The following is a 16,367-nucleotide window of genomic DNA, read 5'->3' on the forward strand; positions in this document are numbered from 1 at the left end:
GGCGCGACCGACTAGCGCGCCGAGGCCCACGAGCCGTACATGGGGTTCGGCAGGACGAACCAGCCCCGGCCCCAGTACCCGTCGTGTGCGCGCACCATGCGCAGGCGCTCGGCGGCCGTGGCCGGGCGTTCGCAGGGCGCGATCACCCGGGAGCGGACGCAGTCGAGGAAGTCGCCGAGATCGTCGCCGAACAGCATGATGACCCGGTGACCCCGGGCCACGTAGTCCCGGCGGACCTTCTTCTCGTCGGTCCATTCCGGCCGCTCGTTGCTCAGCATGAGGTGTTCCGCGTCGAACTGCAGCCCGACCCGGCGCAGGTTGTCGAGGGTATCGTCCTCCTGCGGACAACGGTCGTCGGAGCCCGGCCGCCGCATGCAGTCCCGGTTGGTGACGAGGAACACCGCCACGCCGGCCTGCCGGGCCTGCTCGAGGAACGCCACCACGCCCGGCACGGCGTCCGCCTGCGCCCGGGCCACCCACTGGTCCCAGTCCTGGCGGTTGAACGGCTTGTCGCCCAGCAGGATCTGGAACGGGGAGTTGTCCAGCACGGTCTCGTCCACGTCCAGGATGATGGCGGGCGGCAGAGACGCATCCGCCGGATGCGACGGCAGCGCCGACCAGTCCTCGTCGGCGATCACGGCGTCGAGCGTGGCGCCCGCCGTCCGGTAAACCTGGCGGCTCAGCGCGTGGTACTCCGCGCTCTCGGTCACCCACCGCACCGCCAGCTCGGGCCGCTCGATCTCCGCGGCCGGCTCGCTCTTCTCCTCCACTTCCACGGAGACGCAGCCGGTCGTGACGCCGAACGCGGCGGCGAGGAGTACAACGTGCAGGCGGCGCAGGGCAAAGCGTGACGGGCGGCTCGTGGAAATCATATCGGCGCTGTCCTCGGGATTGTGTGAGGGACGATTATGCCTCGGTCGCTCCCGGACCGACACCGGCGCCGGCGGCAGCCGACGGTTCAGTCGGAACCCCGGCAGAGGGACACCGCTGCGGCGATGGCGTCCTGCCGATGCTCGAATCGCTGCGCCTCCGGCACCCGTTCCAGCGCGCGGAGGCCATCCAGCGTCCGCATCGCCTCGCCGGTCAGACCGCTGACCAGCACCGTCTGGCCGCCGGAACGGGACAGCTCGATCATCTCCTCGATGGCCAGTGCGGCACTGGTATCGATATAGCCGGCCTGGGAGAAGTCGTAGACGGCAACGCGGGCATTACCGGATACCAGGCCCGCGCGCCGGCTCAGTTCGCGGGCGGATGCGTAGGAGAACGTGCCCGTCAGGATCGTCACCAGGACATCGCCGTCGGCCTCCCGCAGCAGGCTCTTCTCGGCATCGCTCAGGTGATCCAGCTCGTCCGCATCGGCCGAGCGCCTCAGGCCCTTGATCTGCTCCGCCGCCAGCCGCCTGGAGGTGACGAAGCTCGCGATGATGATGCCGACGGCGACCGCCGTGATCAGGTCCACGAACACCGTCAGCATGAAGGTGATCAGCATCACCAGGAACTTGTCGCGCGGCGCCCGGCGGAGCCGGCGCAGATAACCCCAGTCGATAATGTCCCATCCCACTTTCATCAGGATGGCGGCAAGCACGGCATGCGGCACTTTCGCGACGAGGGGTCCGAGCCCCAGCGCGAATGCCAGCAGTACGACGCCGTGCAGCATGCCGGAGATCGGCGTGCGACCGCCCGCGCGCAGGTTGACGACGGTGCGCATCGTGGCACCGGCACCGGGGAGCCCGCCGATCAGTCCCGCGGCCAGGTTACCGATGCCCTGGCCGACCAGTTCCTTGTCCGGGTCGTGCCGGGTCCGGCCGAGGGAATCGGCTACCAGCGCCGTGAGCAGCGTATCGATGGAACCGAGCAGCGCGAGGACGAAAGCGGCCTGGATGACCTCGGGAAGCGCCTCGCCCGACACGGTCGGCAGGACGAGCGACGGCAGGCCCGACGGAATCTCCCCGATGCGCGGGACGCCGGACGCGAAGATGACGGCTGCCAGCGTGCCGAGGACCAGTACCCCCAGAGGCGCCGGCAGCAAGGCGCCCAGGCGGGCCGGCCAGAGCACGAGGAGCGACAGCGAGGCCAGCGCAATGATCAGCGCGGCTAGATCGGCGGACCACAGTCCCAAGTCCGCGAGCGATCGCAACGTGCCGGCAACGCCTTCCGTCGAGGCGGGCATGCCGAGAAACGGCGGAATCTGAATGATCAGGATGATGACGCCGATACCGGTCATGAATCCGGAGATGACCGAGTAAGGCGTGTGCTCGACGTAACGGCCGACACGCAGCATGCCGAACAGCATCTGGATGATCCCGCCCAGCATGACGATCGTGAAGGCTTCGGCGAGATTCTGGGAATGACTGGCGACGACCGCCGCCATCACCACGGTCATCGGCCCTGTCGGGCCGGAAATCTGGGCGCCGACGCCGCCGAAGAGTGCCGCGAAGAAGCCCGTGGCGATCGCCCCGTAGAGCCCGGCCATCGGCCCCGCGCCCGACGCGACACCGAAGGCAAGGGCGAGCGGCAGCGCGACGACGGCGGCGGTCAGACCGCCGAAGAGGTCGTTGCGCAGTTGTCCGGGCCTGGCGAAGGCCGACCGGATCGGTCCCGCGGCGGGCAGGAACAGCTTCAGCAGCGAACCGTCACCCGCGCCGGACGCCGGTGAACGATGATCACCGTCCCCATCCCGGTCTCCGTCACGGTCGTGCGTCAAATCGAGCTGTCCGGCAAGTTACACTCCGATGGCTACCCGGCGGGCGGCGCGTCCGTTAGAGTGCCCGGGTCACGATATACCTTCGCGAGTCAGATCGCCATGAACATCGACAACATCCCCATCGGCGTCGATCCGCCGCACGAAGTGAACGTCATCATCGAGGTCCCGCGGGGCAGCGATCCCATCAAGTACGAGATGGAGAAGGCGAGCTCCGCCCTCTTCGTCGACCGTTTCCTCTACACGGCCATGCACTACCCGTGCAACTACGGGTTCATTCCGCACACGCTGTCCGACGACGGCGACCCGGTGGACGTCATGTGCGTGGGCAACCGGCCGCTGATCCCCGGCTGCGTCCTCGGCGCGCGTCCGGTGGGCGTGCTGATGATGGAAGACGAATCCGGCATGGACGAGAAGATCCTGGCCGTGCCCTCCCGGCGGCTGACCCGCTTCTACGACGAGGTGGACGAGTACACGGACCTGCCGAGCATCCTGGTCGAGCGCATTAGCCACTTCTTCGAGGAGTACAAGGCGCTGGAAAAAGACAAGTGGGTGAAGGTGGTCGGCTGGGAGAACGCAGAGTCCGCGCGCCGCACGGTCATGGAAGCCATCGACGCCGCCAAGAAACCCGCACCCCCAACCACGTAGGAGGGCCTTCAGGCCCGACCCGTCTGTGGGAGGAGCTTCAGCCCCAATTCCTTCTATTATGGCCGTCATGCGGTGGCCGGGAGGATCTGCCGATCAGTGGCGCCTGCTGACTGGTGCCGAGCCTATCGGCTACGGGTCCGTCAGCGGGTGGGTAAGGGTTGCGGGGTCGTCCGGGCCGACTGGAGCCAGGACGGCGGGAAGGAGGCCTGGCCGAAGCGAAGGAGGACAGGACGTCCGACTGAGCGTCCCCGCGACCCTTACCCACCCGATGATGGGCCAACGCAGATAGAACGACATCGGGCCTGAAGGCCCTCCTACACGGCGTCAGCGCTTCGCGATGTCGACTACCAGCGGCAGGTGGTCGCTCACGCCCTCCGCTTCCGGCATGCGGAATCGGCGCGGATGGCCTTCCCGCGTCATCTGCGCCGGGGTGCGGTTCGCCAGCCGTGCGGAGTCGGGCACCAGCGCCCAGCCGGCGTCGCCGCCGGACCACAGGATCATGTCCAGGAAAGACCAGCTTTCCCCGCGGGAGTAGTAATGAGTGCCCGGGCAGAAGCCGGGGCAGCCGGCCTCGTGGGCCACGTCCCAGGTGGGTCGCACGAAACGCTCCAGCATGCCCTGCTCCCGGTCCTCGTCGGCGGGCGTGTTGAAGTCCCCCGCAGCGAACGCGGGGCGGCCGGGCGGCAGGGACTCGCGCAGTTCCGTCAGGAAGCGATACGCCTGGATGCGCATCTCGTGGGGGTGGTAGGGCGCCGGGAAATGCGCCGAGTAGCCGGTCAGCAGCGTGCCGTCCGGCAGGCGGAAGGTGGCTTCCAGGATGCCCCGGGTATCGGCGATGCGCTCTTCCGGGAAACCGCTGAACGGGATCGCATGCAGCTCGGGCTCGCCGACCGCCTCCAGCCGGCTCAGGAAGGCCACGTCGATGCCGCGATCGTCCGCGCCCTCGATCAGGATGGCCGGTCGATAACCGGCCTCCTCCAGATAGTCGGTGCGCAGCCGCTCCAGGATGCGGATGTTCTCCACCTCCTGCAACGCCACGATATCCGGCCCCCTGCCGTCGTCCACCTGCAGGATGGCGGCGGCCACCGCGGCGAGCTTGCGCTCCACCACGGTCTCGTCCCAGTCCCAGTCGAGGCACTGCTCGCGCCAGTAGGGATTGTCGATCTTCGCGCAGGCCGCCCGATGCCCCTGATTGCGCTTCGCCTCGATGGGCAGATAGGTGCGGTCGTTCTTGCCCGGATCGTCCTCGGCGTCGAACAGGTTCTCGACGTTGAAGGTCATCAGCGTCACGGTCTCCGCCGGTGGCGCGGAGTCGGGCGCGGAGGCCGGTGCGTCCGCCTCGCCGGCGGGCCGGGCGCAGGCCTGCAACAGCAGCAGCGCGAGGCCCGCGAGGGCCAGGATGCCGAAATCAGTCGGCTTGCGGTTCGGGGTCGAATCTGAGCAGCGGTGCATGTCTTCCTTCCGCGGTGATGAACAGGGAGCGGCCGCGTCCGTCGAAGGCGACGGCCTCGGCGATCGGGACCAGCGGCATGCCCAGCGGTAGCGGCTCGCGCGCCAGCGCATCGGCCCACGTCCCGGCCGTCGGCCGCGGATAATAATAGACGTCGGCGTACGTGAGTATGACGACGGCACTGCCGTCGGCGGCGATGTCCATGCCGGTGGGCTGCCAGTGATAGGGCACGGCGGCGGCCAGCAGGCCCGCTGCCTCCTCCCGGCCCGGCAGGCTGTCGACGCCGGTCACGAGAGTGGAGGTCAGCACGCCCGCCGATGCCGGCGGGCGCAGGGGCAGCGTGTGCAGCTCCGCGGGCTCGGTCCGCTTGGTCAGCACGTAGATCCGTCCCGCCTCGCCGTCCACGGCCACCGCCTCGGCGTCGTGGGGCCCGTCGGGATAGGTATAGCGGACGGTCCAGGCGGTCGCCACCTCGCGGTCGTCCGGATCCGGTTCCGGTACGACGTACAGTGTCAGGTGATCCCGGATGCCGCCGTTATCGCCGATGTCGGCGACGAGCAGCCAGGACGAGCCCTCGTGGCTGAAGGCGGCCAGGTCTTCCCAGTCCCGGTTCTCGGCACCGGCGACGCGCACGGCCCCCAGCGCCTCTCCGTCCGGCGTCACCGCATGCAGCAAGGGCTCTTCCCCGCCGTCGTTGATGACCCACAGCAGGTCCGGCCGGCGGCGGGAATGGGCGAGGCCGCTGGCCTCCACGATGGCCGGCGACTGCAGGGTGCCGGCCACGGCCGCGCGCACGTAGCCTGCGCCGGATGGTGCCGCGGGCGGCGTCTCGCGCGTACAGGCCGCGACGAGCGCGGCGAGCACGAGGCCGGAGGTGACGAGGCGGGCGGCGGGGAACATGCGCGGCATAGTCGCAGGAATCCGGCCGCCGGAAAAGAAGAAGCCCGGCGCTCGCGCCGGGCTTCGCAGTTCGGGACGGCCGCCGCCGGAGCGGCGGCACGGTGTCGGCGCTAGAAATTGGCGCTGAAGGACACGCCCCAGATTCTCGGCTCGTTCACGAAGCCGGTCAGGTTGTTGAAGTCGATGCCGCCCTTCACATTCTCCTCGTCCGTGATGTTGCGGCCGAAGATCGCCACCTCCCAGGAGCCATCGATCTTGCCGTAACCGAACTTCACGCCGCCCTCGAAGGTGTCCTCGGAGGAGAACTCGGCGGACTCGTACAGGAAGAAGTTCGTGTCGCCCTGGTAGGCCCAGTCGGTGTAGGCGAAGAACTCGGCATCGTCGCCCACCGGCATCGTGTAGCGGGCCGTGAAGTTCAGCATGGTCTCCGGCGCCTGCGGGAACGAGTTGCCGTCGACGATGGCGTTGCCGTTGCCGTCCAGCGGGTCGAGCACGGTGCACAGACCGGAGCCGCAGGGCGCGACCCGCAGCTCGGAGTCGTCGATCTCGGTATCGTTCCAGCTGAAGCCGGCGGTGAAGCTAAGGTTGTCCGTGGCGAGCCACTCCGCATCCACGTCGATGCCGGTGCCGGTGCCGGTGTCGGCGTTGACCAGCTGGATGAGGTTGCCGGCGCCGCCGATGGCCGAGAACTGCTGGTCCTCGATCTCGTAGTAGTAGATCGCGGCATTCAGGCGCAGACGGTCGCCCAGCAGCGTGGACTTGAAGCCGCCCTCGATGGAGGTGATGGTCTCCGAGTCGGCAGAAGACGGCGGCGCACCGAAGGCGATGTCGCGGCCCTGGATGGTGGGAGCGCGGAAGCCGCTGGCCAACCGGCCGTACAGATTCACGTCGCTGCTCAACGCGTAGCTCAGGCTCACGTCCCAGCTCACCTGCTCGTCGGAGACGTTCACCGGCGTCACGCCGGCCGAGAACAGGTCCTTCTCGTCGTCCGTATAGCGCACGCCGCCGGTGATGTTCCAGACGTCGCTGATGTCGTAGCTGACGTGCCCGAACACGGCCCAGGAGGTGTTCTCGTGGGCGACCGTGGTGGGCGGCACGAAGAACGGGAAGGTCGTGACGGCGAACTCCGAATCGAAGTAGAAGAAGCCGGCCTGCCAGAACAGCCGGTCGCTCGCATCCGCGGCCACCCGGATCTCCTGGGTGAACTGATCCAGGTTATCGATGCCGTCCTGGGTCTGGGACGGGAACGGGATGCACACGTCCGTGGCCGGATCGCTGCCCGGAGGACAGGGACCCTGGAACGGCAGGAAGGCGGCACCGAAACCGCCGTCGATGTCACCCAGGCTGCGGTTCTCCACCGTCTCGTGGGCGGTGATGGAGGTCACGGTCATCGTGTCGCTCACGTCCCACTCGAGCTTCAGCGAGCCGCCGAGCGCGTCGGCTTCCTGCGGGTTGTTGTTGCCCTCGTCGAAGAACACGGTGTTGCGGTCGAAATTGACGTTCAGGTCGTTGCTGCCCGGGCCCAGGATATTGGCGCGGAACACCGAGGCCGTGCCGTCCATCGTGCGGCCGTGCACGTTGGCGAGCGCGCTCAGGTTGTCCGTGATCTGCCACAGGGCCTGCAGCCGGTAGGCGAGATCCTCGAAGCCGCCCATCACGTCGTCTTGCTCGGTGAAGGCGTTCGAAATCCAGTCGTCGCGGTTCATGTACAGCATGGACGCGCGCACCGACAGATTGTCCGCCAGCGGACCGCCGACGGCGGCATCCACCACGGTGGAGCCGTAGCGGCCGTAGGACAGGTCGACGCGACCCTCGGCCTCGTCGGTGGGCTTGCGGGTATCGAACTTGATGATGCCGGCCGGCGTGTTGCGGCCGAACAGTGTGCCCTGCGGCCCGCGCAGGACTTCCACGCGCTCGACGTCGAACAGCGGGAAGCTCTTCAGGATCACGTTCTCCTGCACCACCTCGTCCATGATGATGGAGACGGACTGGGAGGCCGCCAGGTCGAAGTCGGTGTTGCCGAGGCCGCGGAGGTAGAAGCGCGGTGCCAGCCGGCCGTTGGACGACTCGGCGTACAGGCTGGGCACCCGCGTCGCCAGAGCGCGGATGTCCTCGCCGGCGTCGAACAGGTTCTCGAACCGCGCGCCGGACAGGGTGGAAACCGAGATCGGCACCTCCTGCAGATTTTCTTCACGGCGCTGCGCCGTGACCACGATCTCCTCGAGGACGCTGTCGTCCTGGGCCAGCGCCGTACCCGGCAGCGCGGGCAGCGCCATCAGGCTCGCGAGCGCCAGCGCGCAGAGCCGGCGAGTCGGCCGTGCGCCATCGAGGGTTGTCGGTTTTCTGCCACGCATCTTTTTCTCCTTGGAGGGGCGGGGGTAGGTACGGCGAATCTTACGTATTTGTGACGCCGAACGGTAGGCTTACGGAGCCTTAGTTTCGGTTATGTTGCGAAAATCTGACAGATTCCCGCCACTGGCGGCGGCCGGCGCCTACGACTCCAGCGATTCGTAGCAATCCGGCGTGAAGCGCGGCAGGCAGACGCACTGGAATACCAGGTCGCCGGCCCCGGTGTTGGTCACGCGCTGGGCGGTGTCGGCCGGGATCTCCACGACATCCCCGGGGCCGATGGGACGGGGCTCGAAATTGCCGACCTCCATCAGTCCGCGGCCCTGCTCAACCACGTACCACTCGCGGACGGCGAGACGATGCAGCTGGGTGGTGACGCCCGGCTCGACGCGGCACCGCGCCAGGGAGACGTCCGGCACGTCCGCGTCGTTAAGGAGTTCTGTGATGAAGCAGCGTTCCTCGGTCCAGACTTCTTCGGGCATTGCGGTACTCTCCGGAGGGGGCGGGCGTGCGATCAACAAGGGCCGACCGCCTGCGCTAGAATACCGGCTCGCCCCATATCGATCACCAGCGACAGGCCTCCGTTCAGGAATCCATGGCAGCCAAACACATCAACGCCCGGCCGGGCGATTTCGCCGAGACCATCCTCATGCCCGGCGACCCGCTGCGGGCGCAGTACATCGCCGAGACCTACCTGGACGGCGTCAACCGGGTCACCGACGTGCGCAACATGTGGGGCTACACCGGCAGCTACGAGGGACGGCCCGTATCCGTCATGGCGCACGGCATGGGCATCCCGTCCGCGTCCATCTACACGAGCGAGCTCATCACCGAGTATGGTGCGAAGCGGCTGATCCGGGTGGGCAGCTGCGGCTCGGTGCACCCTGAGGTCCGGCTGCGGGACGTGGTGATCGGCATGGGCGCCTGCACCGACTCCGGCGTGAACCGCATGCGTTTCGGCGGCTACGACTATGCGGCCATCGCAAGCTATGCGCTGCTGGAACGCGCGGTGGCGACGGCCCGCCGGTACGGCGTCCGTCATCACGTGGGCAACCTGTTCTCCGCCGATCTGTTCTACACCCCCGAGCCGGAGATGTTCGACGTGATGGAGCGCTATAACGTCTACGGCGTCGAGATGGAGGCCGCCGGCATGTATGCACTGGCCGCCGAACACGACGTGGAGGCGCTGGCCATCTGCACCGTCAGCGACGACATCCGCTCGGGCGACGCCCTCACCGCCGACGAGCGCCAGACCACCTTCGACGAGATGATCCGCATCGCGCTGGATACCGCCGTCTCGGTCCAGGCCCAATGAGCCGGCGCGCTGCCGAAGCGGCCGGACCGGCGCTGCCCGATCTGTCGCGTGTAACCCGCGTGGACGAGGTCGGCGTGGCCGAGCGGGCGGCCCGCTTCCGCACCCGCAGCATCAAGACGGCCTCCAAGGTGGAGGCCCTGAAACTCGCGCTCTCGATGATCGACCTGACCACGCTCGAGGGCCAGGACACGCCGGGCAAGGTGCGCCAGCTGTGCCAGAAGGCGATCCACCTGCACGACACCCTGCCCGACCTGCCCCACGTCGCCGCCGTCTGCGTCTACCCGACGATGATCGGCGTGGCGAAGCAAGCACTCGCCGGCACGGACATCGCCGTCGCCGCCGTGGCCACGGCATTCCCCAGCGGCATGTCGTTCATGGATATCCGTCTCGCCGAGACCCGTATGGCCGTGGATCAGGGCGCCGACGAGATCGACATGGTGATCTCCCGCGGTGCCTTCCTGGCCGGCGATTACCGGCGGGTGTTCGACGAGATCGCCGCGGTGAAGGAGGCCTGCGGTCCGGCTCACCTGAAGGTGATCCTCGAGACCGGCGAGCTGGGCACCCTCGACCGGGTGCGCCAGGCGAGCGTGCTGGCCATGCATGCGGGCGCGGACTTCATCAAGACCTCCACCGGCAAGATCCAGCCGGCCGCCACCATGGAGGTCACCCTCACCATGCTGCAGGCGATCCGCGACTACCACCGCGAGACCGGCCGCATGGTCGGCATGAAGCCCGCGGGCGGCATCTCGAAGGCCAAGCTCGCGGTGCATTACCTGGTGATGCTGCGCGAGACCCTCGGCGAGGCGTGGCTCACGAAGGAGTGGTTCCGCTTCGGCGCGAGCAGCCTCGCGAACGACGTGCTGATGCAGCTCGTCAAGCAACGGACCGGCGTCTATCAATCCGCCGACTACTTCTCGAAGGACTGACCGTGAACAGAGAAACGAGCCCCCTCGCCTTCGACACCGGCTGGCAGTACGACCCCGCCCCGGAGAGCACGGACCACGTCACCGTCGACGAGCGCTACGGCCTGTTCATCGACGGCAAATTCGTCTCGCCCGCGAAGCGGCGTTACTTCGACTCGATCAACCCGGCCAGCGAGCAGGTGCTGTCCCGCGTGGCGGAAGCCCGCGAGGCCGACGTGGACCGGGCGGTGGCCGCCGCACGCCGCGCGTACGAGGGCGCCTGGTCGAAGCTCGCCCCCGCCGAGCGCGGCAAGTACATCTACCGCATCGCCCGCATCCTGCAGGAGCGGGCCCGGGAGTTCGCCGTGATCGAGTCGCTGGACGGCGGCAAGCCCATCCGCGAGTCCCGGGACATCGACATCCCGCTGGCCGCCGCCCATTTCTTCTACTACGCCGGCTGGGCGGACAAGCTGGAGTACGCCTTCCCGGGCCGCAAGGCGCGCCCGCTCGGCGTGGCCGGCCAGATCATCCCGTGGAATTTCCCGCTGCTGATGCTGGCGTGGAAGATCGCCCCGGCGCTCGCCTGCGGCAACACGGTGGTGCTGAAGCCGGCAGAGACCACGCCGCTCACCGCACTGAAGTTCGCCGAGGTGGTGCGCGACGCGGGCCTGCCGCCCGGCGTGGTGAACATCGTCACCGGCGCCGGCAGGACGGGCGCCGCCATCGTCGAACACCCGGACGTCGACAAGATCGCCTTCACAGGCTCCACCGAAGTGGGCCGCATCATCATGCGCTCGCTGGCCGGCACGAAGAAGAAGTACACGCTGGAGCTCGGCGGCAAGGCGGCCAACGTCATCTTCGAGGACGCCGCCATCGACCAGGCGGTGGAAGGCATCGTCAACGGCATCTTTTTCAACCAGGGCCACGTCTGCTGCGCGGGCTCCCGGCTGCTGGTGCAGGAGTCCGTCGCCGACGAGGTGATCGACAAGCTGAAGGAGCGCATGGAGACGCTGATCGTCGGCGATCCGCTGGACAAGAATACCGACGTGGGCGCCATCAACTCCGCAGCGCAGCTCGAGACCATCCGGAACTACCTGAAGGTGGGCAAGGCGGAGGGGGCCGAGATCCATCAGTCATCCTGCCGGCTGCCCCGCAAGGGCTACTGGTGCCGGCCGACGCTGCTCACCGGCGTCTCCCAGTCGAACCGGGTGGTGCAGGAGGAGATCTTCGGCCCCGTGCTCGCCGTGCAGACCTTCCGGCGCATGCAGGAGGGCCTGGAGAAGGCCAACAACACGCCCTACGGGCTCTCCGGCGGCGTCTGGACGGACAAGGGCGCCAAGATATTCCGCATGACCGGCGGCGTGCGCGCCGGCGTGATCTGGGCCAATACCTTCAACAAGTTCGACCCCACCTCGCCCTTCGGCGGCTACAAGGAGAGCGGCGTCGGCCGCGAGGGCGGACTGCACGGGCTGGACGCCTACCTGGCACTGGACTGAACCATGAACGACACCACGAAGCGCCAGCGCAAGGCGAAGGATGCGGACAGGCGGGCCGGCGGCCGGCTCCCGGTCGCCAAGACCTACAAGATCTACGTCGGCGGCAAGTTCCCGCGCACCGAATCCGGGCGCTACTACCCGCTCAAGCCCGACGGCGAGACGGTGATCGCCAACGTCTGCCGCTCGAGCCGCAAGGACTTCCGCGAGGCCGTGGTGGCTGCCCGCAGCGCCTTCGCCGGCTGGTCCGGCGCCAGCGCCTACAATCGGGGCCAGGTGCTGTACCGCATCGGCGAGATGCTGGAGGGACGCCGCGCGCAGTTCGTGGCCGAGCTCGCGCTGCAGGGTGTCAACCGCCGCCGGGCGGAGAGCGAGGTGGACGCCGCGGTCGACCGGCTGATCCATTACGCCGGCTGGTCCGACAAGTACCAGCAGATCTTCAGCGCCGTGAACCCGGTGGCCTCATCCCATTTCAACTTCTCGGCGCTGGAGCCCACCGGCGTGGTGGCGATCATCGCGCCGGAAGAGAGCGGGCTGCTCGGACTGATCTCGAACGTCGCACCGGCCATCGTGGGCGGCAACACCTGCGTCGTACTGGCCTCCGCCACCCGTCCGCTGACCGCCATCAGCTTCGCCGAGGTGCTGCATTCCTCCGACGTCCCCGGCGGCGTGGTGAACCTGCTGACCGGCTTCCGCGAAGAACTCGCCGGCCAGTTCGCCTCCCACATGGACGTGAACGCCGTGGTCTTCTGCGAGGCCGATGGCGAGGCGGCGAAGGACATCCAGGTTGCCGCGGCGGACAACCTCAAGCGGGTGATCGACCGCACGGGCAGCGACTGGCGCCGCCCGGGCGCGCAGAGCCCCTACCACATCCGCGACACCCAGGAAGTGAAGACGACCTGGCACCCGATCGGGGGCTGAGATAGCAAGCTCCTGATGGCCCATTTCACACGCCGCAGATTCCTGGAGATGGTCGGTGCGGCCGGCGGCTCCGCGGCGATGTATCGCGTGGCCTCGGCGATGGAGCTCATGGCTGCCCCGGCGCAGACGCCACTCGCGAGGCTGAGGCCGCTCGGCGGCGCCCGCCGGCGCGTCGTCATCCTCGGCGCCGGCATCGGCGGCCTCACCGCGGCACTGGAACTGGACCGTGCCGGCTACGACGTGACCGTACTCGAAGCCTCCTTCCGCTCCGGCGGACGCAATCTCACGCTGCGCTCCGGTGACGTCGTCGACGAACTCGGCAATCGCCAGGTCTGCGAATTCGACGACGAGCCCGGGCTGTACCTGAATGCCGGCCCGGCACGCATCCCCCCGGACCACACCGCGCTGATGGGCTATTGCCGCGAGCTGGGCGTGCAGCTCGAAGTCTGGATCAACGACAACCGCAACGCCTACTTCCAGGACGACAACATGTTCGGCGGCCGGCCGGTGCGCCAGCGCCAGTACATCGCCGACGCCCGCGGCTTCATGTCCGAACTGCTGGCGAAGTCGCTCTCGGCGGATACGCTGGAGCAGCCGTTCGACGCGCGCGACACGGAGCGGCTACTCGCCTTCGCCAGAATGTACGGCGACCTCGACGAGAGCCATCTCTACGCCGGTTCCGAGCGGGCCGGGCGCCGGAGCGGCGGCTGGATCGCGGAGACCGAGCTGAACGAGCCGTTCGACCTCTCCGAGATACTGAACGGGCGCTTCTGGGAGGATTTCATGCACTTCCCGGAAATCGCCGATCAGGCCTCCACCATGCTCACGGGCACCGGCGGCATGGATCACGTGGTCAAGGCGTTCCTCGGCGAGGTGGGCCATCTCGTGCAGCTCGACTCCGTCGTGCACAGCGTCGGACTGCGCCACGACGGCATCGACATCGGCTATACCAGGAAGGGCGAGCCGATGACGCTGCAGGCCGACTACTGCCTGAACAGCATCCCGGCCCATCTCCTGACCGGCCTCAGGCACAACTTCCCCCGCGAATACGTGGAATCGCTCTCGCACATCAAGCGCGGCGAGCTGATGAAGATCGGCCTGCAGGCGAGCGAGCGGTTCTGGGAGCGCGACCGCATCTACGGCGGCATCTCCTGGACCCACCAGGACATCACCCAGATCTGGTACCCGCCCCACGGCATCCACGGTCGCAAGGGCATACTGCTGGGCGCCTACACCTTCATGCCGGGTGCCGCGGAGCGTCTGGCCCGCCTGACCAGCGAGGAGCGCATCGCCGAGGCCGTCCGCCAGGGCTCCCGGATCCACCCGGACTACGCCCGCTACATCGAGAACGGCGTCAGCGTGCCCTGGAACCGCATGAACCACATGATGGGCTGTGCCGGCATGTTCGAGGACGACGACGACGGCAGTCACTTCCGCCGCCTGCAGTCGCCGGTGGAGCGCCACTACATGATCGGCGACCAGATCAGCTACCACCCGGGCTGGCAGGAGGGCGCCATCCGGTCCGCGCATTTCGCGATCGCCGATATCGATGCGCGGGTTCAGGCAGAATTGCAGACCGCGGCACCGGCGTGACGGCCGGCCGATTCTTCACAGGAGAGACCCCCATGAGACCAGTCACGACAATTGGCACGAGAATCGTCACAAATAAGGTCGTCGCCGCCGTCATGCTGCTCGCGGCCGGCCTGGCCCAGGCCGGCGACCGCATCCAGCACCCGCTGCCCGACAACTCCACCTTCCCCATCGCCCGCGCCGTGGAAGTCTCCGCGGACGCCACCCTGGTGTGGCACAGCGGCATGGTGCCGCGCCCCGCCAACCCCGATGCCGAACGCAACAGCCCGGAATACTGGGGCGATACCGAAGCCCAGGCGCTGAGCGTGTTCGCCCGCATGGAGGAATCGCTGGACGATCTCGGCCTCGGTTTCGGCGACATCGTGAAGATGACGGTCTTCCTGGTCGAGCCGCCGGGTGAGGACGGCATGGACTTCCAGGGCTTCATGCGCGCCTACACCCGCTACTTCGGCGCCGAGGCGGAGCAGATGAACCTGCCGGCCCGATCCGCCGTCGAGGTGGCCGGGCTCGTGGCGCCGGGCATGCTGGTCGAGGTGGAAGCCGTCTTCGTGCGGCCTTAGCGAGAGCGCCCCGTTGAGCCGGCTCGCACTGCTGCTGTTCGCCGCCTGCCTGGCGCTGGTGTCGCGTGCGGAGCAGTCCTCGGCTCCCGAGGCGCCGCCGGCGAGCCTTGCGCTCTGCATCACCTGTCACGGCGTCGAGGGCCGCGGCAACCCCCGGGTCAACGCGCCCCGCATCGCCGGCATGGAAGCCTGGTACGTCAGCAGACAGCTGCAGGCCTTCCTCAACGGCTGGCGCGGCACCCACGACGACGACTTCGTCGGCTGGGAGATGCAGGCGATGGTGCGGTCGCTGACTCCGGCAGACGTCTCCGCGGCGGCCGCCTGGTTCGGCGGGCTCGATATGCCCCGGCCGGAGGCTACGGTGCAGGGCGACCCCGTCCGCGGCCGCTCGCTCTACGCGCCCTGCGCGGCCTGCCATGGCCCGGACGCCCGCGGCGACGCGGAACTCGGTGCGCCCGCACTGGCCCGCCAGAGCGACTGGTACCTCGTCCGCCAGCTCGAGAACTTCCGCGCCGGCCGCCGCGGCTATCATGCGGACGATGCCGCCGGCCGTCAGATGGCGGCCAGCGTCGGCGGTCTGGGCGACGAGCGGGCGATCCGTGACGTCGTCGCCTACGTCGCGAGCCTCGACTGACGAAAACCGGAGACGGTCCCGATGTTGCGCGAACTCGACGAAGCCGCCCGCGCCCTGCCCGCCCCCCGTGTGGTGCTGTTCGACTGGCACGCCACGCTGGTCGACACGCTGGACGCGATGTATCAAGCGGTGGACGACGTGCTGCCCCGGCTGCCCGAGCTGGGGCTCATGGAGAAGCTGATCCCGCACGATCTCTGCAAGACGCCGGAAGACGCGCGCCTGGTCGACTACGTGCGCGAACACCGCCGGCTGCATCCGAAGATCAAGGCGGAGCGGCGGATCTCGCGCACCGACATCTTCGAGGTGCTGTTCGGCGCCGACGAGGACGCGAAGCACACCGCCCACGAAGCCTTCAACGAGGCCTACCGCCACCACTACGGCGAGGTGCATCCTTTCGAGGGCGGCGAACTCGAGTTACTCACCGAGATGGTCGAGCTGGACGTGCACCTGGGCATCCTCACCAACCGGGACCGGGAGTTCTTCGAGCACGAGTTCGCGCTGGTGGACGGCGGCGCGTGGCTGGAGCTTTTCGACGTCACCATCTGCGGCGGCGACACCTACCGCCGCAAGCCGAACCCGGAGCCCGTGCTGAAGGCCCTGGACGAGCTCGACGCGGAGCCCGGCCCGCACTGCTGGTATCTGGGCGACAGCACCACCGACGTCGTCGCCGCGAAACGCGCGGGCATCACGTCGGTGTTCTTCAACGGGACGGGCTGGGAGCACGAGTGGATCGCGAAGATCTTCCCGGGCACCGAAGCTCACCCCCATCAGCCCGACGCGATCGTGGACAGCTTCCGGGAATTCCGCTGGCTGGTGGAGGAATGCCTCCACGTCGGTCATCCCTGGGACGCCGAACCGCCCTACCCTGTCAAGACGGACGCCTCGTCGTAATCGCCTGGCCTGC

General features: G+C 68.3%; 15 protein-coding genes. 9 read left to right on the top strand and 6 right to left on the bottom strand.

Annotated elements, in window-relative coordinates:
• Positions 1–11: 11 nt before the first annotated feature.
• Positions 12–872 carry a 5'-nucleotidase, lipoprotein e(P4) family gene (locus ACJMK0_RS00125; protein ID WP_405234789.1) on the bottom strand — a complete coding sequence of 287 codons (861 nt, stop codon included), beginning with the start codon at positions 870–872 and terminating at the stop codon, positions 12–14.
• Positions 873–958: 86 nt separating this feature from the next.
• Complete coding sequence (locus ACJMK0_RS00130; RefSeq protein WP_405237850.1) at positions 959–2,593, bottom strand: SulP family inorganic anion transporter; 1,635 nt, start codon at positions 2,591–2,593, stop codon at positions 959–961.
• A 210-nt stretch (positions 2,594–2,803) separates the two neighbouring features.
• Here ACJMK0_RS00130 and ppa point away from each other — a divergent pair, with 210 nt between their 5' ends.
• Complete coding sequence (gene ppa / locus ACJMK0_RS00135; RefSeq protein ID WP_405234790.1) at positions 2,804–3,349, top strand: inorganic diphosphatase; 546 nt, start codon at positions 2,804–2,806, stop codon at positions 3,347–3,349.
• A gap of 324 nt (positions 3,350–3,673) precedes the next feature.
• On the opposite strand, the gene ACJMK0_RS00140 is transcribed toward ppa, so the two are convergent.
• The 4 genes from ACJMK0_RS00140 to ACJMK0_RS00155 all read right to left on the bottom strand — a co-directional run bounded on the left by ACJMK0_RS00140 (position 3,674) and on the right by ACJMK0_RS00155 (position 8,530).
• Positions 3,674–4,801, bottom strand: a complete 1,128-nt coding sequence (locus ACJMK0_RS00140) for an endonuclease/exonuclease/phosphatase family protein (protein WP_405234791.1) — start codon at positions 4,799–4,801, stop codon at positions 3,674–3,676.
• Positions 4,758–5,708, bottom strand: coding sequence for a hypothetical protein (locus ACJMK0_RS00145; protein WP_405234792.1), 951 nt, complete (start codon positions 5,706–5,708; stop codon positions 4,758–4,760). Before ACJMK0_RS00145 ends, ACJMK0_RS00140 begins: the two co-directional genes overlap by 44 nt.
• A gap of 101 nt (positions 5,709–5,809) precedes the next feature.
• Positions 5,810–8,053, bottom strand: a complete 2,244-nt coding sequence (locus tag ACJMK0_RS00150; protein WP_405234793.1) for a TonB-dependent receptor — start codon at positions 8,051–8,053, stop codon at positions 5,810–5,812.
• Between the two features lie 138 nt (positions 8,054–8,191).
• Positions 8,192–8,530, bottom strand: a complete 339-nt coding sequence (locus ACJMK0_RS00155) for a cupin domain-containing protein (protein WP_405234794.1) — start codon at positions 8,528–8,530, stop codon at positions 8,192–8,194.
• Between the two features lie 113 nt (positions 8,531–8,643).
• Here ACJMK0_RS00155 and deoD point away from each other — a divergent pair, with 113 nt between their 5' ends.
• The 8 genes from deoD to ACJMK0_RS00195 are packed head-to-tail and all read left to right on the top strand — an operon-like array spanning position 8,644 to position 16,354.
• Positions 8,644–9,363 (top strand): purine-nucleoside phosphorylase, encoded by a 720-nt coding sequence (deoD, locus tag ACJMK0_RS00160; RefSeq protein WP_405234795.1) that lies wholly within the window; start codon positions 8,644–8,646, stop codon positions 9,361–9,363.
• On the top strand, positions 9,360–10,289 hold the full coding sequence (gene deoC / locus ACJMK0_RS00165; protein ID WP_405234796.1) for a deoxyribose-phosphate aldolase: 930 nt from the start codon (positions 9,360–9,362) through the stop codon (positions 10,287–10,289). Before deoD ends, deoC begins: the two co-directional genes overlap by 4 nt.
• Positions 10,290–10,291: 2 nt before the next feature.
• Positions 10,292–11,761, top strand: coding sequence for an aldehyde dehydrogenase family protein (locus ACJMK0_RS00170; protein WP_405234797.1), 1,470 nt, complete (start codon positions 10,292–10,294; stop codon positions 11,759–11,761).
• 3 nt (positions 11,762–11,764) lie between these two features.
• Positions 11,765–12,679: an aldehyde dehydrogenase family protein gene (locus ACJMK0_RS00175; protein WP_405234798.1), complete on the top strand. Its 915-nt coding sequence runs from the start codon at positions 11,765–11,767 to the stop codon at positions 12,677–12,679.
• A 15-nt stretch (positions 12,680–12,694) separates the two neighbouring features.
• Positions 12,695–14,272, top strand: coding sequence for a flavin monoamine oxidase family protein (locus ACJMK0_RS00180; RefSeq protein ID WP_405234799.1), 1,578 nt, complete (start codon positions 12,695–12,697; stop codon positions 14,270–14,272).
• A 32-nt stretch (positions 14,273–14,304) separates the two neighbouring features.
• The gene (locus ACJMK0_RS00185) at positions 14,305–14,829 is read left to right on the top strand and encodes a RidA family protein (protein WP_405234800.1); all 525 of its coding nucleotides are present in this window, start codon (positions 14,305–14,307) and stop codon (positions 14,827–14,829) included.
• 13 nt (positions 14,830–14,842) lie between these two features.
• Entirely contained in the window at positions 14,843–15,463 is a 621-nt protein-coding gene (locus ACJMK0_RS00190) for a c-type cytochrome (RefSeq protein WP_405234801.1), read from the top strand.
• Positions 15,464–15,484: 21 nt separating this feature from the next.
• Positions 15,485–16,354 carry an HAD family hydrolase gene (locus tag ACJMK0_RS00195; protein WP_405234802.1) on the top strand — a complete coding sequence of 290 codons (870 nt, stop codon included), beginning with the start codon at positions 15,485–15,487 and terminating at the stop codon, positions 16,352–16,354.
• The last annotated feature ends 13 nt before the right edge of the window (positions 16,355–16,367 follow it).

The organism is Lentisalinibacter orientalis (assembly GCF_040706535.1).
GTDB lineage: Bacteria > Pseudomonadota > Gammaproteobacteria > Steroidobacterales > Woeseiaceae > Lentisalinibacter > Lentisalinibacter orientalis.